Source organism: Pseudomonas avellanae BPIC 631 (genome assembly GCF_000444135.1).
Classification (GTDB): Bacteria; Pseudomonadota; Gammaproteobacteria; order Pseudomonadales; family Pseudomonadaceae; genus Aquipseudomonas; species Aquipseudomonas avellanae.
Window position 1 is genome coordinate 1 of record NZ_ATDK01000226.1, and the last position, 21123, is coordinate 21123.

General features: G+C 59.1%; 19 protein-coding genes and 5 pseudogenes. 8 read left to right on the forward strand and 16 right to left on the reverse strand.

What is annotated here, in order from left to right:
- Positions 1-87 precede the first annotated feature (87 nt).
- The 6 genes from DW49_RS1000000133085 to DW49_RS0110520 form a co-directional block, all read right to left on the reverse strand.
- Positions 88-273 (reverse strand): hypothetical protein, encoded by a 186-nt coding sequence (locus DW49_RS1000000133085; protein WP_024420595.1) that lies wholly within the window; start codon positions 271-273, stop codon positions 88-90.
- A gap of 112 nt (positions 274-385) precedes the next feature.
- The gene (locus DW49_RS0110500) at positions 386-1222 is read right to left on the reverse strand and encodes a class I SAM-dependent methyltransferase (protein ID WP_005618519.1); all 837 of its coding nucleotides are present in this window, start codon (positions 1220-1222) and stop codon (positions 386-388) included.
- A 38-nt stretch (positions 1223-1260) separates the two neighbouring features.
- A complete protein-coding gene (locus DW49_RS0110505) occupies positions 1261-2907 on the reverse strand; it encodes a dipeptide ABC transporter ATP-binding protein (RefSeq protein ID WP_024420594.1) in 1647 nt (548 codons plus the stop codon).
- Positions 2904-3821: an ABC transporter permease gene (locus DW49_RS0110510; RefSeq protein ID WP_005618517.1), complete on the reverse strand. Its 918-nt coding sequence runs from the start codon at positions 3819-3821 to the stop codon at positions 2904-2906. Before DW49_RS0110510 ends, DW49_RS0110505 begins: the two co-directional genes overlap by 4 nt.
- 4 nt (positions 3822-3825) lie before the next feature.
- Complete coding sequence (locus tag DW49_RS0110515; RefSeq protein ID WP_005618516.1) at positions 3826-4776, reverse strand: ABC transporter permease; 951 nt, start codon at positions 4774-4776, stop codon at positions 3826-3828.
- Positions 4773-6404: an ABC transporter substrate-binding protein gene (locus DW49_RS0110520; protein WP_005618515.1), complete on the reverse strand. Its 1632-nt coding sequence runs from the start codon at positions 6402-6404 to the stop codon at positions 4773-4775. The genes DW49_RS0110515 and DW49_RS0110520 overlap by 4 nt, the downstream gene beginning before the upstream one ends.
- A 353-nt stretch (positions 6405-6757) precedes the next feature.
- Here DW49_RS0110520 and hopAB2 point away from each other — a divergent pair, with 353 nt between their 5' ends.
- On the forward strand, positions 6758-8413 hold the full coding sequence (gene hopAB2 / locus DW49_RS1000000129985; protein ID WP_005618514.1) for a type III secretion system effector E3 ubiquitin-protein ligase HopAB2: 1656 nt from the start codon (positions 6758-6760) through the stop codon (positions 8411-8413).
- Between the two features lie 110 nt (positions 8414-8523).
- On the opposite strand, the pseudogene DW49_RS01000000128250 reads toward hopAB2, so the two are convergent.
- Together DW49_RS01000000128250 and DW49_RS1000000133090 are read right to left on the reverse strand one after the other, a co-directional pair.
- A pseudogene (locus DW49_RS01000000128250) lies at positions 8524-8853 on the reverse strand (cupin domain-containing protein); the annotation flags it as partial.
- A gap of 101 nt (positions 8854-8954) precedes the next feature.
- The gene (locus tag DW49_RS1000000133090; protein ID WP_169338180.1) at positions 8955-9116 is read right to left on the reverse strand and encodes a hypothetical protein; all 162 of its coding nucleotides are present in this window, start codon (positions 9114-9116) and stop codon (positions 8955-8957) included.
- A 23-nt stretch (positions 9117-9139) separates the two neighbouring features.
- Here DW49_RS1000000133090 and DW49_RS01000000128255 point away from each other — a divergent pair.
- Positions 9140-9877 (forward strand): annotated as a pseudogene (locus tag DW49_RS01000000128255) (AraC family transcriptional regulator).
- Positions 9878-9900: 23 nt separating this feature from the next.
- Here DW49_RS01000000128255 and DW49_RS0110555 read toward each other — a convergent pair.
- The gene (locus DW49_RS0110555; protein WP_024420593.1) at positions 9901-10659 is read right to left on the reverse strand and encodes an SDR family NAD(P)-dependent oxidoreductase; all 759 of its coding nucleotides are present in this window, start codon (positions 10657-10659) and stop codon (positions 9901-9903) included.
- A 159-nt stretch (positions 10660-10818) separates the two neighbouring features.
- Between DW49_RS0110555 and DW49_RS0110560 the strand changes: the two genes are divergently transcribed.
- Entirely contained in the window at positions 10819-11718 is a 900-nt protein-coding gene (locus DW49_RS0110560; protein ID WP_005618509.1) for an AraC family transcriptional regulator, read from the forward strand.
- Between the two features lie 24 nt (positions 11719-11742).
- Here DW49_RS0110560 and DW49_RS0110565 read toward each other — a convergent pair whose 3' ends face one another.
- From DW49_RS0110565 to DW49_RS0110575, 3 genes are all read right to left on the reverse strand, one after another.
- Positions 11743-13602 (reverse strand): ABC transporter ATP-binding protein, encoded by a 1860-nt coding sequence (locus DW49_RS0110565; protein ID WP_005618508.1) that lies wholly within the window; start codon positions 13600-13602, stop codon positions 11743-11745.
- A gap of 74 nt (positions 13603-13676) precedes the next feature.
- Positions 13677-14132 carry a GNAT family N-acetyltransferase gene (locus tag DW49_RS0110570; RefSeq protein ID WP_005618507.1) on the reverse strand — a complete coding sequence of 152 codons (456 nt, stop codon included), beginning with the start codon at positions 14130-14132 and terminating at the stop codon, positions 13677-13679.
- Between the two features lie 67 nt (positions 14133-14199).
- Positions 14200-14826 (reverse strand): TetR/AcrR family transcriptional regulator, encoded by a 627-nt coding sequence (locus tag DW49_RS0110575; RefSeq protein ID WP_005618505.1) that lies wholly within the window; start codon positions 14824-14826, stop codon positions 14200-14202.
- Between the two features lie 126 nt (positions 14827-14952).
- On the opposite strand from DW49_RS0110575, the pseudogene DW49_RS01000000128260 reads away from it, so the two are divergent.
- A pseudogene (locus DW49_RS01000000128260) lies at positions 14953-16139 on the forward strand (MFS transporter).
- 96 nt (positions 16140-16235) lie between these two features.
- Here the strand turns inward: DW49_RS01000000128260 and DW49_RS0110590 are convergent.
- Positions 16236-16928, reverse strand: a complete 693-nt coding sequence (locus tag DW49_RS0110590; protein ID WP_005618504.1) for a hypothetical protein — start codon at positions 16926-16928, stop codon at positions 16236-16238.
- Between the two features lie 406 nt (positions 16929-17334).
- On the opposite strand from DW49_RS0110590, the gene DW49_RS0110595 reads away from it, so the two are divergent.
- Positions 17335-17652 carry a helix-turn-helix domain-containing protein gene (locus DW49_RS0110595; protein WP_005618503.1) on the forward strand — a complete coding sequence of 106 codons (318 nt, stop codon included), beginning with the start codon at positions 17335-17337 and terminating at the stop codon, positions 17650-17652.
- Positions 17645-18931: a type II toxin-antitoxin system HipA family toxin gene (locus tag DW49_RS0110600; protein ID WP_005618502.1), complete on the forward strand. Its 1287-nt coding sequence runs from the start codon at positions 17645-17647 to the stop codon at positions 18929-18931. Before DW49_RS0110595 ends, DW49_RS0110600 begins: the two co-directional genes overlap by 8 nt.
- A gap of 209 nt (positions 18932-19140) precedes the next feature.
- On the opposite strand, the gene DW49_RS0110610 is transcribed toward DW49_RS0110600, so the two are convergent.
- Together DW49_RS0110610 and DW49_RS0110615 are read right to left on the reverse strand one after the other, a co-directional pair.
- Positions 19141-19497 carry a type II toxin-antitoxin system RelE/ParE family toxin gene (locus DW49_RS0110610; protein WP_005618501.1) on the reverse strand — a complete coding sequence of 119 codons (357 nt, stop codon included), beginning with the start codon at positions 19495-19497 and terminating at the stop codon, positions 19141-19143.
- A gap of 2 nt (positions 19498-19499) precedes the next feature.
- Positions 19500-19787 carry a type II toxin-antitoxin system ParD family antitoxin gene (locus DW49_RS0110615; RefSeq protein ID WP_003382996.1) on the reverse strand — a complete coding sequence of 96 codons (288 nt, stop codon included), beginning with the start codon at positions 19785-19787 and terminating at the stop codon, positions 19500-19502.
- A gap of 346 nt (positions 19788-20133) precedes the next feature.
- On the opposite strand from DW49_RS0110615, the gene DW49_RS0110620 reads away from it, so the two are divergent.
- The gene (locus DW49_RS0110620) at positions 20134-20655 is read left to right on the forward strand and encodes a DUF2255 family protein (protein WP_229687567.1); all 522 of its coding nucleotides are present in this window, start codon (positions 20134-20136) and stop codon (positions 20653-20655) included.
- A gap of 66 nt (positions 20656-20721) precedes the next feature.
- A pseudogene (locus DW49_RS1000000133635) lies at positions 20722-20934 on the forward strand (nitroreductase family protein); the annotation flags it as partial.
- A gap of 87 nt (positions 20935-21021) precedes the next feature.
- Here the strand turns inward: DW49_RS1000000133635 and DW49_RS1000000131965 are convergent.
- Positions 21022-21123, reverse strand: a pseudogene (locus tag DW49_RS1000000131965) (IS5/IS1182 family transposase); the annotation flags it as partial.

Consider the following 21123-nt stretch of genomic DNA (forward strand, 5'->3'; position numbering starts at 1 on the left):
GGAAGAACTTCGGGGCAGTAAATGGGTGGCAGTTGCGTGCTGGTTGGCGAACCGGGCAAAAAGACAAACCCCGGTAGAATCGAAGGCCTACCGCATACAGCCGCCATAGCGCGACAGGCAGGCCGATAGATTCGGTTGCTTCGCGATAGAGCGTATTTGCAGTGCGAGGTGATGGCCGACGGCATGATATGCACCATGAAGCCAGCTGCTGGCATGGCCATGTTCAGGAACAGCGCAAATGATGTCGATGTCGATAAAGATGATCTGCGGCATGGCTGAGTCTCTGCTGCCAGAGACCCGGCAATGAAAGCCCTGACGTTTGTGCGTCAGGGCTTTTGTGGGCTTTGTACGGCTGTTTAAAAGTACTCGCTTGTAGCCATCGGGTTTATCGGCTTGCCGTCTTGACCGGTTTTACAAAGCGCAGTGTAAAGCGGTCCGACTCGCCAATGGCCAAGTACCTGGCGCGCTCCTTGTCACCCAGCTTCAAGGCCGGCGGCAGTGTCCAGACGCCTGCCTCGTAGTCCTTGGTGTCTTTGCGGTTGGCGTTGATTTCGCTTTGCGCTTGCAGTTCAAAGCCTGCTTCGGTGGCCAGTTTCACGACGTAGGCGGTGGGCAGGTAGCCACTTTGCTTGATGCTCTGCAGGTCTGCGCCTTCGTTGCCTCGATGGTCTACAACACCGAGCACGCCGCCCGGTTTGAGTACGTCGAAGAACCCGGTAAACATTTGCCGGGCATCGTCGGCCTCGATCCAGTTGTGCACGTTGCGAAAGGTCAGCACTTGATCGGCCGAGTCGGGTGCGCCAAACACCGGTTTCTGCGGGTCGAACTCGACGAATCCGGCGTTGGCATAACGTGCGGGGTCGGCCTGGAATTTCTTTTTAAGGCGGTCTGCGGCCTGCTTGCTTGATTCATCGGAAGAGGGCGCCTGTAGCGCCGCAATGTAGTGGCCGCGGTCTTTGAGCAATGGCGCAAGAATTTCGCTGTACCAGCCGCCACCGGGGGTGATTTCGATGACCGTCTGGTCGGCCCGCACACCGAAAAACTGCAGGGTCTGTTGTGGATGGCGATAGGTGTCGCGCGCGCTGTTTTCCTTGGCTCGCCAAGGGCCCTTGAGCACTGTGGCGTATTGCTCGTCGCTGATGTGCGCGTCGGGCGAGGCAGCCTGGCTGATACCGGGCAGCAGGAGGGTGGCGAGGCTTAATGCGATGAGGGCTTTGTTCATGATCTTCCTGAAAGTAGACGGCTGAAACGGGCCGGATTTTAGTGCTGTGCCGCTGCCTGTTGCTCCAGGCGGCGGCCAGGTATCGCGGCGATCAGTTCTTGAGTGTAGGCGGCTTCCGGCCGCTCGAAAACGTCGCTGGCCGGGCCTTGCTCGAGGGTCTTGCCATGCTTGAGCACCAGCACCTGATGGGCGACGCTGGCGACCACCGCAAGGTCGTGAGAGACCAGCACGTAGGCAATGCCGGATTCGGCTTGCAGCTCTACCAGCAAGTCGAGAATTTGCGCCTGCACTGACACATCGAGCGCCGACACCGGCTCATCAAGCAGCAGCAAATCCGGTTTCAGCGCCAGCGCTCGGGCAATCGCCACCCGCTGGCGCTGCCCGCCCGACAGCTCGCGGGGCAGGCGGTCCAGGTAAGCCACTGGCAGGTGCACTCGCTCAATCAACTGGCGGGCTGCCTGTTCCAGTTCCCGGCCTTTCAGCAGGCCGAATGAGACCAGTGGTTCGACGATGCTCTCGAATAACGTAAAGCGCGGGTCCAGTGCGGCAAACGGGTTTTGCTGCACCAACTGGATGCGCCGTCGCAAGGGCCTGAACTCACGCCAGCCGAGGTCGGTGACATCACGTCCTTCAAGCAGCACTCGCCCGCAGGTCGGTTTCTCCAGGCCCAGGGCAATGCGCAGCGCAGTGCTTTTGCCTGAACTGGACTCGCCGACAATCGCCAGGGTCTGGCCGGGATATACCTTGAAATTGACGTCCTGCAATGCCTGAAAATCGGCATCCTCGCCTTTGACGTAAGGCAGGCGATAGGTCTTGCCGATGTTGCTCAGGGTCAACAGCGGCGTGTCGTTGCTCGACACTGCGCGGGGTGCTGCCGGGCTTTTGCGCTGGCCGAAAGCCGGTGCTGCGGCAATCAGTGCGCGGGTGTAGGCGTGTGCCGGGTTGATGAGGATGTGTTGCGGCGCGCCTTGTTCGACCAGCTCGCCACTTTTCATCACCAGCACGCGATCAGCCCGATCGGCTGCCACGCCGAGGTCGTGGGTGATGATCAGCAGGGAAATGCCCCGTTCGGCGACCAGTCGTTGCAGGTGATCGAGGATCTTGCGTTGCACTGTCACATCCAGTGCGCTGGTGGGCTCGTCAGCGATGATCAGGCGCGGGTTGCCGGCCAGCGCGATGGCAATCAACACGCGTTGGCGCATGCCGCCGGACAGTTCGTGCGGGTATTGCCGGGCGCGCAGCACGGGCTTGTCCAGACCGACCTGCTGGAGCAATTCCAGCACATCGGCATCGACTGCCGGATAGCGGCGGCCATTGGCCAGAATCAGCGCTTCGGCAATCTGCCGACCGATGCGCAAGGTCGGGTTGAGGCTGACCATCGGGTCTTGCGGCACCAGACCGATCACACTGCCGCGAACCCGACGTTTCTCGCGCTCGGAGGCGTGACTAAGGTCGTGACCATCGACCTGCAGCTCGCCGCCGGTGATGCGCGCGTTGTCCGGCAGCAGGCCGAGGATCGCGTTGGCCAGGGTTGACTTGCCGGAGCCGGATTCGCCGACAATCGCCACGGTTTCGCCGCTGGCCACCTGGAACGACACGCTGCGCACGGCCTGGTTGATCTGGCCGTCGAAACGGTAAGCGACACTCAGATGACGGATGTCGATCAGTGGCGGGCTGTCAGTCATCGTTGAACCTCTTCCAGAGTGCGGGCGATGTGGTTGAAGCTGAACACCACGCCGACCAGAAACAGGCCGGGCAGCAGCGATACCCAAGGTGCTGTCATCAGAAAGTGACGGCCGTTGGCGATCAGCGTGCCCCATTCGGCGGCTGGCGGCTCTGCGCCGAAGCCGAGAAAGCTCAGCCCGGCAGTGGCCAGAATCGCCGCGCCAAAGTCCAGCGTAGCGAGCACCGCCACCGGGCCCCAGGCGTTGGGCAGAATGTGCCGCAGCAAGGTGCGGGTCCAGCTGGCGCCGCCCAGCCGCGCCGCTTCCACATACGGCAGTGTCTTGACCCGCAGCACCTCGGCGCGGGTGGTGCGGGCGAAACCGGGAATGATCCCCACGCCCACCGCGATAGCCACCGGAAGGGTGCCGAAACCGATGGCGGTGACAATCGCCAGCGCCAGCAGCAGGCCGGGCAGCGCCAGCAATACGTCGATGAAACGCATGATCACGGCATCGATGCGGCCCCCCGCAAAACCGGAAATCACCCCAAGGCTCAGGCCACCGGCCATGGCAATGCCCACCGCCAGCAGGGCGGCCTGCACCGACAGGCTGGAGCCGTGCACAACGCGGGTATAAAGATCACGGCCCAGTTCGTCGGTGCCAAACCAGTGCACGGCGTTCGGCGGGGTGAGTTTGTCGGTGGGCGAGGTGGCGTAAGGCGCGTAGCTGGTCAGCAGGTTGGGTGCCAGCGCGGCCAGCAGCGCAAAGGCCACCAACGCCACGGCGAGCACGAACCCCGGCCGACGCAGCAGTGGCCTGACCGCCTCGATCACTCGGCTCAGGTTGCTGCGACGTCGCCACTGCGCCGCCGATGAAGTTTTAGAGCTGAGAACAGCCTGGGTCAGGCGTGCAAGGCGGTCGTCGAAAATGGTCATGGCGTCAAGAGACCTTTGGCGTGTGGGCGATGCGCGGATCCAGCGCGGGGTACAGCAGGTCAACAATCAGATTGACCACAACGAAGGCTGCGGCCGACACCGCAACGATGACCAGTACCACTGGAATGTCCTGGCGCAGCACGGCTTCCTGAGCCAGACGGCCGACCCCGGCGCGGGCGAAGATGGTTTCCACCAGCACGGCCCCGGAAACGGTGTTGCCCACTTGCAGGCCGATCAGCGTCAACAGCGGCAGGGCGGCGTTCTTGAACGCATGGCGGGCCTGAACCTGCGCGTGGCTCAGGCCTTTGGCGTAGGCGGTGATGATGTAGGGTTCTTTCCATACGCCCTGAAAGCCGCGTTGCAGGACCTGCGCGTACACTGCAGCGCTGGGGATCGCCAGCGTGACGGCGGGCAGGATCAGGCTGGCGAAGCCCTGATTGCCGGTCGCCGGGAACCAGCCAAGGCTGAACGCGAACAGCTGAATGAACAGCAGGCCCATCCAGAACACCGGCACCGAGAAGCCCAGCGACGGCAAGCGTGACAGCGCCACTTTCAGCGGCTGCCAGCGCACATAGGCGGTGAGGTACGCAAGACCGATCCCGCCGATCAGCGACAGCACGATGGCCAGACCGGCCAGGCTCAGGGTTTGCGGCAGACGCTCGACCAGCAGTTCCGAGACCGGACGGTTGAGGGTCAGCGAATTGCCGAAATTGCCGTGAATCGCGCCCCATAGCAGGTCGAAATACTGCTCGAAAACCCCGCGATCCAGCCCGTAATACAACTTGGCCTTGGCCAGGTCCTGCGCGGACAGGGAGTCGATTTCAACACCGGAAGCGCTGAGCATGATCGACAGCGTGTCGCCGGGCAGCAGGTACAGAATGAAATAGGTGATGCTGTAGGCACCCCAGAGCACCAGCAACGCCTGCGCGATTCGGCCGAGGATATAACGGCTCATGGCGCTGCGATCTCGATGTCGTTGAACAGCGCGAACCCTTCAGCAGTCCAGTGAAAGTTACGCACGTTTTTTGCCGTGGCGGCCTGCCAGACCCGCTCATAGACCGGGAACGCCGAGCCTTCGTCGATCAGCAAGTCCTGCAAGTCGCCATAGGCTTTGGCGCGCTGCTCGCTGCGCGTGGCGGTCAGTCCGGCATCGAACAGTTCCAGGGCTTTTGGCAGCGTTTGCGGGGCGTAAAGGTTGGTGGCCAGCGTCGAGCTGTTGGCGCTGCGCGGGTCGATGATTGTCTGCAGGATGATCGGGTCGGCGCGGGTCATGTAGTTGTAGGTCAGGTCGTAGTTGCCTGCGGCATTGTTCGCGGCCCACTCGGCGGTGGTGACTACGTTGAGCTTGAACTCGATACCGACCTTGCGCAGTTGATCCTGGATCAGCACGTCGCCAGCGGTTTCAGCGGGTGACAGGTTGTAGACCAGTTTCAGGCGCTTGCCATCCTTGTAACGATAGCCGTCGGCATTTTTTGCCCAGCCAGCCTCGTCGAGCAGGCGTTCGGCCCCTTGAGGGTCGTAGGCCAGTTTGTCAGCCTGGTTTTTGTAAAACGGTGTGGTGACATCGTAGATGCCCGAAACCACCGGGAACTGCGGGTTGTAGACGGTGGCCGCGTAGGTTTTGCGGTCGATGGCCTTTTGCAGGGCCAAGCGTACTTGGCGGTCGGCGAGGATGCGATTGCCACGGGTGTTGGGGTACATGTTCAGGGCCGGCCCTGGCAGCGAACGGCTCTGGATGGTCGCGCCCCTGGATTTGAACAGGTTCAGATCGACCTCGGAAAACGGGTTGCGCGGCCAGAGGATATCGACCTGACCCTGAACGAACTGGCCGTTGCGCACGCTTTCTTCGGGCACATAGTTGACCTCGACGGTATCCAGATGCGCCTCGCCTTTGTTCTGTGCGTTGGCCGATGGCCAGGCATAGCCCTTGCGCTTGGTCAGGCGCAAGCCGCTTTCCGGGGTGTAGCGCTCCAGCACGAACGGTCCGGTGCCGATGATCGCGCCCAACGAACGCTCCTTGACGCTGAGTGCGTAGGACTGCGGGGCAAGTATGGCGAGGTTGGTGGTGGAGGTGGCTTGGAGGAATCCGGCATTGGGTTTGGCCAGTACCAGCTTGACGGTGAAGTCATCCAGCACTTGAGCGTGGTCATAGCCTTTCAGATAGGTCGCACCAAAGGTGGCCGGCAACTGGTCGGCGAACGCCTTATTGGTGTCATAGGCAGTCTTTACGGCCTGCGCATCGAAGCGCGTGCCATTGCTGAACGTCACGTCCTTGCGCAAATGAAAGGTGTACTCCAGCGCGTTGTCACTGACGTCCCAGCGTTCTGCCAGCCAGGGAATGATGTTGCCGGTCTGCGGGTCCTGATCGGTCAGCGACTCGGCAACGTTACGCAGCACTACCCGGTGCTCCAGCCAGTACACCTGGAACGGGTCAAGGCTGACCAGCGTGGTGTTGTCTCTGAAAAAAGTGACCTTGAGTGTCTTGCCAGGCTGACTGTCCTGACCCGAAGGCGAGCAGCCGAGCAGGGTGACGGCAGTAACAGCGGCGAACAGCAGGCGCGTGAGGCGAGGGCGCCCGGTCATCGTGCTGCCCTCCGATACACGAATCCGTTTGGGAATGTCGAAGGTTGGGTGCGGGGCATGGAAAAATCCTCTTCAAGTCGAGCGCAGCGCTCCAGCTGGTTTTAAGACCGTATTCTTATGGAAGGTCGCTGTAAAAGTCTTTTTTCTTCTAAGCTAATATAGTTTTTTATGATTTATTAGATGGCTAATTATGCTTTATTGGTATTTTGTGGGGGCGGGTAAAACTCTGTGTCGTACGTTCTCCAGGGTGTTTAGGGAAAGGCGAGATGGAACGCTTTCCAACTCTGTTGCCACATAGCGTTGATCTTGCGGGTGATTCGGTCCGCAGGCAGAAGACCGGAGAGGATCAGCATATGGTGGGTATTAATAGAGCGGGACCATCGGGCGCTTATTTTGGTGGCCACACAGACCCCGAGCCAGTATCGGGGCAAGCACACGGTTCCAGCAGCAGCGCCAACTCTTCGAACAGTCCGCAGGTTCAGCCGCGACCCTCGAATACTCCCCCGTCGAACGCGCCCGCACCGCCGCCAACCGGACGTGAGAGGCTTTCACGATCCACGGCGCTGTCGGGCCAAACCAGGGAGTGGCTGGAGCAGGGTATGCCTACAGCGGAGGATGCCAGCGTGCGTCGTAGGCCACAGGTGCCTGCCGATGCCGCAACGCCGCGTGCAGAGGCAAGACGCACACCGGAGGCAACTGCCGATGCCAGCGCACCGCGTAGAGGGGCGGTTGCACACGCCAATAGTATCGTTCAGCAATTGGTCAGTGAGGGCGCTGATATTTCGCATACTCGTAACATGCTCCGCAATGCAATGAATGGCGACGCAGTCGCTTTTTCTCGAGTAGAACAGAACATATTTCGCCAGCATTTCCCGAACATGCCCATGCATGGAATCAGCCGAGATTCGGAACTCGCTATCGAGCTCCGTGGGGCGCTTCGTCGAGCGGTTCACCAACAGGCGGCGTCAGCGCCAGTGAGGTCGCCCACGCCAACACCGGCCAGCCCTGCGGCATCATCATCGGGCAGCAGTCAGCGTTCTTTATTTGGACGGTTTGCCCGTTTGATGGCGCCAAACCAGGGACGTTCGTCGAACACTGCCGCCTCTCAGACGCCGGTCGACAGGAGCCCGCCACGCGTCAACCAAAGACCCATACGCGTCGACAGGGCTGCGATGCGTAATCGTGGCAATGACGAGGCGGACGCCGCGCTGCGGGGGCTAGTACGACAGGGGGTCAATCTGGAGCACCTGCGCACGGCCCTTGAAAGACATGTAATGCAGCGCCTCCCTATCCCCCGCGATATAGGCAGCGCGTTGCAGAATGTGGGAATTAACCCAAGTATCGACTCCGGGGATACCCTTGTGCAACATCCCCTGCTGAATTTGAATTTAGCGTTGAATCGCATGCAGGGGCTGCGTCCCAGCGCTGAAAGAGCGCCTCGTTCAGCCGTCCCCGTGGTTCCCCCGACCGCCTCCAGGCGACCGGATGGTACGCGTGCAACGCGGGTGATGCCGGAGCGGGAGGATTACGAAAATAATGTGGCTTATGGAATGCGCTTGCTTAACCTGAACCCGGGGGTGGGAGTAAGGCAGGCTGTTGCGGCCTTTGTAACCGACCGGGCTGAGCGGCCAGCAGTGGTGGCTAATATCCGGGCAGCCCTGGACCCTATTGCTTCACAATTCAGTCAACTGCGCACAATTTCGAAGGCCGATGCTGAATCCGAAGAGCTGGGTTTCAAGGATGCGGCAGATCATCACCCGGATGACGTGACGCACTGTCTTTTTGGCGGAGAATTGTCGCTGAGTAATCCGGATCAGCAGGTGATCGGTTTGGCGGGTAATCCGACGGACACGTCACAGCCTTATAGCCAAGAGGGAAATAAGGACCTGGCGTTCATGGATATGAAAAAACTTGCCCAATTCCTCGCAATCAAGCCTGAGCATCCAATGAACAGAGGAACGCTTAACGCCGAAAATATCGCCAAGTATGCTTTTAGAATAGTCCCCTGACCGCCCGGCCAGCAAAAGCCCGTCAATGTAGCGCCGACAGCGCTTGCTGCCACTTCGTAGGTCTGTGTGGAAAGCTCCCCGAGTCACGGACTTCGCACCTGCGTCAGGGCTCAGTCCATGCGCTCGTGGTAGGTCATCACCAGAAACGCCAGAGCTTCACTGTCAGCGGGGTTTCGGTAGCGATGGGGCTGGTCGGCTTAGAACAGAATCGAGTCGCCGGTGGACAACAGGTAGCGTTCTTCATTGACGCTGACTTCGAGTACGCCCTGAGCGACTACGAGGTTTTCCTGCACGCCGGGGCCATGCCCGTTGGAGATTTCTTCCCCTAATGCACCAAGGTGGATCTCGTAAAATTCCGATTGGCGTGCCATGTCGAAGGGGAACAACGCCCGATTGACAAACACACCACTGGCACTGACCAGCCGCTTGCTGTGTTGCGCGCTACCCGGGGCCTATCAGGTCCTCATCGCTCTGGGTGCTGTCACTCGATCCCTGTAGTGCTTGTTCCTGGCCCTCAGCGGGGTGTAGAAAATTCATTGATTCAGGCCTGGTGCGTCTCGCTGGAGGTGCTTGCAATGGCAAAGGTGAAACTGGAGACGCTGGCTCTGGCGACGTACATGGCCCACATCAGTTCAGCTGTAGCCCTTGCCTGGCGTCGTTTGCGGTAAAGATTGAAATCGATGACGTTTGCAGAATCAGACATGAGGTGGCTCTCACAGGTTTTGCATGGGTTTGGCCTGGGCTGGGCGACCAAGTGATGCTCACACTACTGCGAATCCGCATAGATCCATAAATGCTGAGTTGGCATGTATTAATTCCATTACTGCCGCCAGCGAGCAGACACCCTATTTATCCATTGTGTTGAAGCTCGATCTGTCCATGCTTAACGAAGTTATCCAGACCCAGGCACCGCTGAAGTAAGAGGCGACACCTGAGGCCCGAGGCTTTGCGTCTGGCATGGCATCAAGCGAAATGCTCGACGCCTTCGCTCGACTCTCCGCGTTGACCGGGCAGCCGCTGGAAGCAGGCTTGATGTCGGACCTTATCAAGCGGGAGGTATGTGTCCGGTTGTTGCTTGGTTGCGCTGGCCAGTGGTTACGCAGCGTGACGCGCGATGGTTACAGAGACAAAGGCATCGTGAGGGCCATTGAGTGGTTGAAACTTCACTACGACGAGCCGCTGCACGTCGCTCAACTGGCTCAGCTATCGGGAATGGCCAGTTCGACGCTGCATCACAACTTTCGCAAGCTGACCGGCACCAGCCCTGTTCAATATCAAAAGTCGTTACGGTTGCAAGCCGCGCGCAGCCTGATGCTGACCGAGAGGGTTGACGTGAACACCGCCGCGCTGCGGGTGGGCTATGAAAGCGTCGCGCAGTTCAGCCGCGAATACGCCCGGCGTTTCGGAGCACCACCCTCCAGAGACATCAAGTACGCCCGGGAAAATGTCGGGCGACTCGACTAGCCGCTTCGCAACGGGAACAGCTTTTAAAGCAACTGCCCACCGGAAACATCAAACGTCGTGCCGTTGGCCCAGGCCATGTCATCGGACAGAATCGCGGCGACCGCTGCGCCTATGTCTCCCGGCAGGCCGACACGTCCCAGAGCGATGCCTTGTGCCACATAGGCGTTCACGTCTTTGTTGTCGCGCACTGCGCCGCCGCCAAAATCGGTTGCGATGGCACCAGGGGCAATGGCGTTCACGCGAATTTGACGCGAGCCGAGCTCTACGGCCATGTAACGGGTCAGCACTTCCAGCGCCGCTTTTACCGCGGCATAGAGGCTGTAGCCGGGCAGGGTGAAACGCACGAAGCCTGAGGAAACGTTGAGGATACGGCCGCCGTCTTCCATCAGCGGCAACAGCTTCTGGGTGAGAAAAACAGGGCCGCGAAGGTGTGTGGCGACCAGTGAGGCAAACTGCTCTTCGGTTGCATCGACAAAGTTTGCGAACAGGCCGTTGCCGGCATTGTTGACGAGAAAGTCGAAGCGCTCGCGGGCGAACTCGGTCTTCAAGGTTTCAATCACGGCGCTTGAAAAGGCCGAATAGCTGACGGTTTCGGTGATGTCGAGGGGCAGCAGCGCAATCTTTCCGCCTTGTGCCTCGATTTCCTGCTTCAACGAGTGGGCCTCTGCCACGCCGCTGCGGTAAGTGCCGATGATGTGCACGCCGCGCTTGGCGAGTTGAAGGGCCATGTTGCGGCCAAGGCCACGGCTGGCGCCGGTGATGAGTGCGATTTGCTGGGTCATGGGTTTATCTCTGTTGGGTTTAGGCGCGCCTTTCGGCGCTTTCCTGACCCGCCCAAGATAAGCAATCAGCGGCTTGCAACTCACGTCCGATACGCTCAATTGATTGCCTGATTGTCTCAATCAGCTTGAGTAGTGGCGGGGCGCATGCATAATCACGGCATGAACAATGACCTCGCGCCGCATCTCGACATCGCCCTGCGCCATGCGCCACCGGGCTTGACTGCTACGCCGATCCCACGGGTGGATATCTGCGTCGGCCAGGGCTTTACCGAAAAGGCACCGTGCCTGTATCGCTCGATGATCTGCTTCATTCTGCAAGGATCGAAGCGCGTTGCGATCAACGACAATCTTCTGAGCTACGACAGCGAGCACTACCTGATCAGCGCCCTGGACCTGCCTTTGATCGGGCAGATTCTTGATGCCGAAGACGGACAACCTTACGTTGCGGTGTCGCTGGTGCTGGACCCGGCCCTATTGGCGGTACTGGCGGCGAGCATGCCTGCAGTTCGCAAGCGCGAGCAGAAAGGCATTGGCATCACGATCAACCCGATGAGCGCGCCGCTGCGAGACACCTTGCTGCGCTTGTTGTCATTGCTCGACACGCCTGACGATATCCCGATTCTGGCACCCATGGTCGAACGGGAATTGCTCTATCGTCTCCTTCAAGGTCCTCAAGGGCGACTGTTACGGCAGATTGCCCAACCCGAAGGCGCGCTGGGCAGCATTCGGCGAGCGGTTGCATGGATCAGGGATAACTACACTGTCCGGCTTCGTATCGAGGCGTTGTGTGATGCAAGCGGCATGAGCCGCGCCAGCCTGCATCGCCATTTTCTGTCGATGACCGGCCTTAGCCCTGTGCAGTATCAGAAACAACTCAGATTGCAGGAAGCTCGCCAGCTGTTGCTGGCTGGCGAGCATCGCGCATCCGACGTGGCGTTCGCGGTCGGCTATGAAAGCGCTTCGCAGTTCAGCCGCGAATACCTGCGGCAATTCGGTGCATCGCCTGCCCGCGACGTGCGCGAGATACGCCAGGCGATCGGCACACCCACGAGGGCGTAAATGGCCGTTACAGGCCGCTCACGCTCATGCCTGGTCCATGGGCTCGGCCACGCCCTGATCCTCACCCAGAAACCCGCCGCTCTGGTGATGCCACAACCGCGCATAAACACCATTTTTCGCGAGCAGTTCGGTGTGGGTGCCTTGCTCGATGATGCGCCCGTCATCCATGACAATGAGCCGGTCCATGGCCGCAATGGTGGACAGCCGATGGGCGATGGCGATTACGGTCTTGCCCTGCATCATTTCATCAAGGCTTTCCTGAATAGCCACTTCGACTTCTGAGTCGAGGGCACTGGTAGCCTCGTCAAGCAGCAGGATCGGAGCATTCTTGAGCATCACCCTGGCAATCGCGACACGTTGACGCTGGCCGCCCGAAAGCTTGATGCCGCGCTCGCCCACCAGGGTGTCGTAGCCGCTGTGACCCTGCTTGTCACTCAACTGGCTGATGAACCCGTCGGCCTGGGCATTGGCTGCGGCACTGCGAACCTGTTCGTCGGTTGCATCCGGGCGGCCATAGGCGATGTTGTCGCGAATCGACCGGTGCAGCAGGGACGTGTCCTGAGTGACCATGCCGATGGCGCTGCGCAGACTGTCCTGTGTGACGTGAGCGATGTTTTGCCCGTCGATGCGAATCTCGCCCTTGTCCACGTCGTAGAAGCGCAACAGCAGGTTGATGAGTGTGGATTTACCGGCGCCGGAGCGACCCACCAGCCCGATTTTCTCGCCCGCACGAATGCTCAGGTTCAGGCCATCGAGTACCTGACGTTCGCCGTTATAGTTGAAGCCCACATTATCGAAGCTCACCGCGCCGCCGGTGGTCTTCAGAACCGCCGCGTCTGGTGCATCCTGCACCTTGGGGCCGCGGGTCAGGGTTGCCATACCATCCTGTACGGTGCCGATGTTCTCGAACAGCGAGGTCATTTGCCACATGATCCAGTGCGACATGCCGTTGATGCGCAACGCCATGGCGGTAATCGCTGCCACCGCGCCGGTGCCGACCTGCCCCTGATGCCACAGCCAAAGCGCATAACCGCCCGCTGCCATGATCAATGCGACCACCAATGCCTGATTGACGATCTCGAACTGGCTGACCAGGCGCATCTGGCGCAAGCCGGTCTGCTTGAAATCTTCCATCGCCGCGCGTGCGAAATGCGCTTCGCGTTTGGAGTGGGAGAACAGTTTCACCGTGGTGATGTTGGTGTAGGCATCCGAGATACGCCCGGTCATCGATGACCGCGCATTGGCCTGCTCCTGCCCGACCTTGCCCAGACGCGGCACGAAGTACAGCATGGCCAGCCCGAACAACACGATCCAGGCAATGAAAGGCAGCATCAGTTTCAGGTCGAAGCCGCCGGCCAGTGCGATGATCGCGATGAAGTACACGCCGATCCCTGGCGCGATCTCGATGATGGTGAACAGCACATCGCGCACTGACAGCGCCGTCTGCATCACCTTGGTCGTGACCCGGCCAGAGAACTCATCGGAGAAGAACGAAAGGCTTTGCCGCAGCATCAGGCGGTGAAAATCCCAACGCAGCCGCAGCGGCAGGTTGATTGCCAATACCTGATGCTGAACCATGGTGCGCAATGCCACCAGCGCAATGCTGGTCAGCAATATGATGCCGATGCTCCACAGCACGCGGCTTTCCTGCAAGGCCGCGTCGCCGCCGGCCTGCCAGGTCGAGAGCAGGTCCACGACCTGCCCGAGGAACGAAAACAGCCATGCTTCGTAAATCGACACACCGGCACTGAGCAGCGCAAGCGCAAGGACATAGCCGCGTGCGCCCCGCGTGCAGGCCCACAGAAACCGCGTCAGGCCCTCAGGCGGTGGCGGTACTTCGTCGGGCGGGAAGGGGTCGAGCCATTTTTCAAATTCGCGAAGCATGGTGATCTCCAAAACGAACCAGTGAAGATTCTGGCATTTAAAGAGTGCTTTGAGGGTTTTTAAGGCGCAGCTGATTAACCGCGCAGAGCTTTTTCCATGATGATTGTGCGCTCGGCACCGTGAAACTCGTCCCTGACGTTCTGAAAGCCCAACGAAAGATAAAACCCTTCTGCCGTGATCGATGAGGGCACACGCAACTGCTTCACGCCATTGCGCGCGGCCACCGCTTCGAGCGTCGTCATCAGTTGACGCCCTATACCTTTTCCCTGATGGGCAGGGTCGACGAAGACGCTGCGCACGGTGTCTTGATCGAGACTTGCCGTAGCAACGACATCATCGTCAACGCTTGCGACATACACCTGACGGCACGTCAAAAAGTGCAGGATTGCCGAGGGTGAGAAGCTCTGCTGAACTTGCCTGATGATGTCCGGCGAATAATCCTGAGCATTGGATTCGCGCAGCGTGGTGACTACGAGCGCGCTTATTGCTGTTGCGTCCGTGCTGACGGCGTTTCGAATCACACAGTCCATTGGCTACTCTGTTTGCGTGGGTTTGATAGCTCTCGAGCAGAGCGTTCAGCCGATTTAAACCGGCGGGTCACTGATCGTCGGCAACAACACGCAGGCTGTCCCACAGCCCCATCACCTGAGTCACTGCGCTATCCAGCGTGGCATGTGCAACACCGTCGCGGGCCAATGTTGACAGGCCCAGCATAAAGCTGTCGAACACGGCGGCAAACGTCTCCGGTATTACCGTAGCAGGCAATTCGCCTGAGGCAATGGCGCGGTCGATGCACGCTATCAGACCTGCACGGTTCAGATTCCTTGCCTGTGCCAGAGGCGCGGAGATGGCCTTGCTCTCCTCGGAGCAAGCACTCATCTGGCCTAACGACACCAGACATCCCTTGGGGTGATCGGGCTCACATTGCATTTTCGCGGACCGGCGAAGGGTAATTTCAATCGCTTCTCTGGGCTGCAGTGTCGTGTCAAACAGGCTGTCGGTAACTCGGCCGTGGGTAGTGAGGTAGCGCTCCATGACCTCAGTGAACAGCGCCTGCTTTGAGCCGAAAGCGGCGTAAAAGCTGGGCGCGGTGATGCCGCCGCCAATGTTGGCCTTGAGCTGGCTGAGGGATGTCGCATCGTATCCATGCTCCCAGAACAGATGCAGCGCCTGAGTAATTGCCACGTCACGGTCAAACGTGCGCGGACGTCCCATTTGTGCCATGTCGGATCTCCTTCAGGAACTTGAATACGGGTAATCACTTAAATACTAATCGATACATAAGTCATTGACTACCGGGTTACGCCTCCCTATATTTATACCGATCAGTATATTAGTGAGTGAAGTCGAATGGCTACGAACAAAGAGCAGGGCGAAAAACTCCCGCTCGGGGCATTGCTGGCACTGGCGATGACCGGGTTTATTTGCATCGTGACCGAGACGTTGCCTGCGGGTTTGCTGCCCGAGATCGGCACGGGCCTCGGGGTATCGGCGTCGTTTGCCGGGCAGATGGTGACCGTTTACGCGCTCGGGTCACTGCTGGCCGCCATTCCGCTGACCATCGCCACGCAAAGTTGGCGCCGCAGAACGGTGTTGCTGCTGACGATCATCGGCTTTCTGGTGTTCAATTCCGTCACGGCGCTGTCGTCCGATTACTGGCTGACGCTGGTCGCGAGGTTTTTCACCGGCGTCTCCGCGGGCCTCGCCTGGAGCCTTGTCGCGGGTTATGCACGGCGCATGGTGGTGCCCCAATTGCAAGGCCGCGCACTGGCGATAGCATGGTGGGCACGCCCATCGCGTTGTCGCTGGGTGTGCCTCTGGGCACCTGGCTGGGCGGGTTCATGGGCTGGCGCATGGCATTCGGGTTGATGTCGGCGATGACCTTGCTGTTGATCGTCTGGGTGCTGGTCAAGGTGCCGGACTACCCTGGCCAGTCCTCGTCAAAGCGCATGGCATTGCGTCAGGTCTTCTTCACCCCTGGCGTACGCTCGGTACTGGGCGTGGTCTTCACCTGGATGCTGGCTCACAACATTCTTTATACCTATGTCGCGCCCTTTGTTTCAGGCGCCGGGTTGGCGAGTGACGTTGATCTGGTGCTGCTGACATTTGGTATCGCGGCGCTGGTGGGCATCTGGGTAACAGGGCGGCTGGTTGATCGTCATCTGCGCAAGACCGTGTTGGCCAGCCTCGCAACCTTCGCAGCGGTTTCGGTTTTTCTGGGCGTGTTCTCAGGCACTGCACCGGCTGTCTACGTGGGGGTGTTTATCTGGGGGCTGACTTTTGGCGGCGCTGCCACGCTTCTGCAAACCGCGCTGGCCGATTCGGCAGGCGAGGGCGCTGATGTGGCGCTTTCGATGAACGTCGTTGTCTGGAACAGCGCAATTGCTGGCGGTGGTTTGTTGGGGGGTGTGTTGCTTGGGCATTGGGGCGTGGGTGTATTCCCCTGGGTCTTGCTTGTGTTGTCAGTGCTGAGTCTGGTGATCGCGTTGCGTGCGCGGGTTCATGGCTTTGCAGGAGGCAACCGGCTTACAGAGTAAACCGATGGAAACGCCTCTTGACCTGCGCTTCGCGCAACACACGGCCGTCGGCGAGACGACCGCGATGGCGTCATCGCGTCGCCGGCCGATCGGTCATCAGGCAATGCTGTAAGCGTTGAAGGCCTTGCCCTGTTGCAGGGCGGTGACTATGTTTTTACGGGTCACCTGCAGTTCGCTGCCTTCATTGTCGACGAAGCTGGTTTCTTGCAGTTCGGCTGCATCGCCTTCACCGACAAAGGTGAAACCGAGGAATTCAAGGGCTTCGCGGTCGACATTGAGGTTGGACCTTGGGGTGCGCAACGGCAGGCTGACACTCTGGCCGTCCTTGCTGATGGTGTAGACCTCGGCTTCCTTCTTGGCGCGCGCCGTCTTGCTCTTGGCGGGATACGGGTTGCTGATCGCTTGATGCGTCTGGTTCAGCACCTTGAGCGCCAGGCTGTAGACCAACTCCTGAAACGCCGGGTCGTCCTTGTAGCTGGACAGAATCCGGCTGATCGGGAACTGTGCGCCAAGATCGGCCAGTGCCGCGCTGTCTGCCGCTTCGGCATCCTTGAGGCGCTTCAGTTGGCCCATCAATTCATAGGCTTTGTCGTCATCGTGCTCATCCTGCGCCAGGCGAATGGCGGCACGCAGCTCGCGGATTTCTTCGCTTTCCTTGGCGGTCTGGAACGCATCAAGCACCATCTCACTGATGGTCTTGGCCTGCGGCACGTGCTGCGAAAGACCAATGGCACTTTCGTATTCCAGCTTGGAGGAGGTCAGGGCTTCGTTGATCTGGGAATCAGGCATTGAATTTCACTATTCAGATTTGAGGCATTTCAGATGTGAGGCGCGAAAGGCTCTGGGCGTTTCGGGGGGGCGTAATTTAGTGGAGCCGCGCGAGGATGTCACGGACCATTAGCCGGGAGGTCTGAGTTGAGGCGTTCGGGTACCTTCACGTCAGTAGCTAGAGCGCCTTTGGCGGTGGGCAGGAGGGGTAAATTGGCGGTGTGAGTGAACGCACAGCCGCTATATCAGCTCCGCTCAACGAGGCCACTCCCTTGGACTTACTGATAATTAAGTCTATTAAGTTGTGACTAAACTCATAATTCTGGCTATAAGTCACAAAATAAGGGAATTACCTAGCTTGAAAGGATGTGGGGTTAATTCTATAATTTTGGGGATTAACAGGCGCAAAGCGGGCTGGGTACACACTATGTTGGATTTAAGCTTCAGCAAGCCGAGTGAGGTCGTCAAGCGGCTCTGCGATCGTTTGCGCACAGAGCGTCTGGCGCTGGACATGACCCAGGCCGACCTCGCTGGGCGTGCCGGCATCGCCACCAACACCGTGTCCAACCTTGAAGCCGGGCGCAATGTCGGGTTTGAGAACCTGGTCCGGGTGGCGATGGCTCTGGGCAGAACCAAAGAGCTCGAAGGCCTGTTTCTGCCAAAGCTGGATAGCATCGAGGATATTCGGCGCTACGAAAACAGTGCCAATCGTCTCCGCATAAAGAGGAAGCCCGGCAATGCTTGAGCAGGTGAATGTCTTCTACGAGGGCTGGGGCGAGCGATGGCAATGGGGCACGCTGGTTTCCACGACCGCCCTGACCGGTCGCCCGCTGATCGTGTTCGAGTACAGCAACGAAGCCAGGCAAAGGGGCCTGGAACTGTCCTCCTACACGCTGCCATTGGAAGGAGGACAGTTGCGCCGAGATTTCCCGGACCACCAACTGCACTTGCCTGGGCCTGTTTACGACGCCTTGCCGGATGGCTGGGGACTGTTGCTGATGGACCGTATGTTCAGACGCTGCGGGCTCACCACTGCGCGCATCGGCTCACTGGAACGGCTGGCTTATATCGGCAGCCATGCGATGGGTGCCCTGACGTTTGAACCCGTGGCGCCCAAAGGTCAGGAGTCTAAAGTCCACATACCGCTGGAACAGCTCGCCGCCGAAGTGCAGGAAGTGCTCCACGGAGACGGCGACGAATTCTTACAAACATTGCTGCTGGTAGGCGGCTCGCCTCAAGGTGCGAGGCCTAAAGCGCTCGTTTATCGAGATCCCGAAACTGGCGGGTTTACTACTGCCGTCACGCCGCGCTTTGAAGCCTGGCTGGTGAAGTTCCCGGCCAAGGAAGAACACGCTGAGGTGTGCGCTATCGAAATGGTCTACGCCGAATGCCTGCGCATGTGCGGCATCGAGACCCCTGACACGCAGTATTTCAGGCTGCCTGATGGGTTGGCAGCGTTTGCCAGCAAGCGATTCGACCGTCGGGATGGGCTACGCATCCCCATGCAAAGCCTCTCGGCCTTTACGGGGGCCAATTACCGGTCTCCGGGGGTGTTGGATTACGTCAACTTCCTGCGGGCAACAAAGATGTGTACCAACGACGTGCGAGAGATGGCGGTAGCCTTCGAACGTGCTGTCTTCAATGTGGCGTTCAACAACAGAGACGATCATCCCAAGAACTTTGCCTACATCATGTCGCAAGACGGTCAGTGGAAACTGTCGCCTGCTTACGATGTGACCTTCTGCGAGGGGCCAGGTGGGTACCACCAGATGGATGTGATGGGCGAAGCCCTGTCGATTTCCCGCACGCAGATGCTTCGGCTTGCCGAGGAAGCCGAAGTGCCTGAAGACGTCGCAGGGCGAATGATTGACGGCATTTGTGATGTGGCGAGCCGGTTTGCAACTATTGCCGAGAGCATATGCCCGGGGGCGATTACTCCAGATAGTTTGCGTATGGTTCAAGGCTGTATTGATCAGAATGTGGCTCGGTTAGATCGCGGTTATGTGGGTGGCGGTCGTCGGTGAGGATTGGGAGGAAGGGGCTGTTGTGCTTTGGCTGGAGCGTCCTTTTCAAACTATCCAAGACATGCCCTCAGATGCCTCTCGGGCCCAGAACCTGGCGCTTCAATTGGCCGCCGAGCCGGCTGGCAGCGGGGAGGCTTGGGTTGAGATGTAGCGGTAGGCGCCTTACCTTCGCTGTTCATGGCCGGTTCAACCGTTGGCCAAGTCGCTGATCAGTCATTCGGCAAGTGCAACTGCACTTCCATGGCGTCATGAAGGAGTCTGACGACTTCAATCATGCCGTCGTTTGCCACACTATAGAACACGATATGGCGTGGGCTTTTGACCGTTCCATGGGCTTGTTTGGCCTGCTGGCGTGAATAGATGAGGTGATAGCTGCGAAGGCCCGGTGCAAGCTCATCGCGGTCTTGGCTGCTAATGCGATGAGGCGTGTCGGCGAGCGCTTGCAGCGCCGCGAGGATCAGAGCCTGGTAGCGCTGGCGTGCTTGATCGCCGAACTGCGTCTGGGAGAGCCTGAGGATGTCGACAATGTCGGCGCGCGCCGGGTTGGAAATCCGATACTGCGGCATGCTCAGTGTTTCTCTGTGGGGAGGGTTGCCTCCCGGCTCAAGCCCTCGAGGTAGTGCTCCAGATCCCCTTCGTTCACCTGAGTAAAGCGCCCGTGCTCAAGATCCATGATGCCGATTGAGGTCGCCTGACGCAGTGCCTCAATTTTGGCGGTGTCTTCGGCGACGCGCTGCTCCAACAAACGCAAACCTTCCCGCATCACTTCGCTGGCATTCTGATAACGGCCGGACTGCACCAGGTCATGGATAACCTGATCCTGGTGAGGGGTGAGCACAACATTTCGCGTCGCCATAACTAGCTCCAGTTCCATGCAAACAGGTACTTTTGATTGTTGGCATATTATGCCATTTTCACTTAGGAGGATAGCTTGGGGGCCGACATCCGGCGATCAGGTGATGGCTGACTCGGCGCCAATCAGCAAGGTTCAAAGAGATCTGGCGCCGCTGCCTGCCTGGAAGTGTCCGGATGGCCATGGAAATCAACAAGCGCATTGAACGATCTGTGGGACACCGCTTTCGCAGTCCGAGTCACTTGACCTAACTCCCTTTCCTTGTTTGCTTTCCTGTTTATGGAATCGAGCGGTTTGGCGCTTGGTCGCCGTGTTATCGATTACGAATAGGTACGGCGTAGGTAATAAAATGAACACATCGTGGCGCAGTGGGTTGTTTCACGGTTTGACCGCAGCACTGTTTATTTGTAGTGCATGGGGCGCCCATGCGGCGGCCCCCGATGAAAGCGTCAGGCCCTCATCTACACCTACGCAAACCCAGGCGCCGTCTGCTGAATGGGCGATGGACGAATTGGCGAGAATTATCAAAGCTGATGACCTGAAAATCTCGCCGTTCCGGGAGGACGGAGTGACGTTCGGCACCCCCACCTGGATAGGGTGCGTAGAGGTCGATGGTGCGTTGTACGTCCGCGCATACAGCGGAACTCAATCAAGTTGGTATAAGGCCGCAGTTCGGGAAAAAGCGGGGCGAATTATCGCTGCCGGTATGACCCGCAACGTGAAGGTTGAAGCCATTACCGGAACTCTTAACGACCGAATCGACCAAGCCTATCAAGCCAAATACAAGAGTAGCCAATACCTGGATCCGATGATCAGCGAGCGCTCTCGTGCCGCAACCGTAAGGATCATTCCGAATGATTCCGGACGCTGAACATTCGTAGGCTCAGCTAGCGTTGAGGCTAATCGCACTACTGGTGCGATCCAAGAGGATTAAGAGATGGAAGCGGGGACTTTGTTTGAACAGGTCGTGCGTGCTCGACGAGCTACACGCCAATTTCTGAGTACGCCTTTGACCGCTGACCAGATTTCTACTGTTTTGGGTGACGCACAATTCGCGCCCTCAAACTGCAATACCCAACCCTGGCATGTGCATGTTGTCTCCGGTGCAACAAAGCAGCGGCTGTCTGCCGCCTTGATCAGTGATGAAGAGCAGGGGTATCGAACCCCCGACTTTAGCTTTGACTCATTTGAAGGTGTCCACGCAGAACGACACCGTGCAATGGCCAAATGTAGAAATAATAGGCAGCCCACAAGCGTCTACAGCCAGGTGAATCTTGCTGGTGTTACCGGCTCGGCTTTTTCCGATGGCCTGGTCCTGCGTGCTGGCAGCACCTGCGCT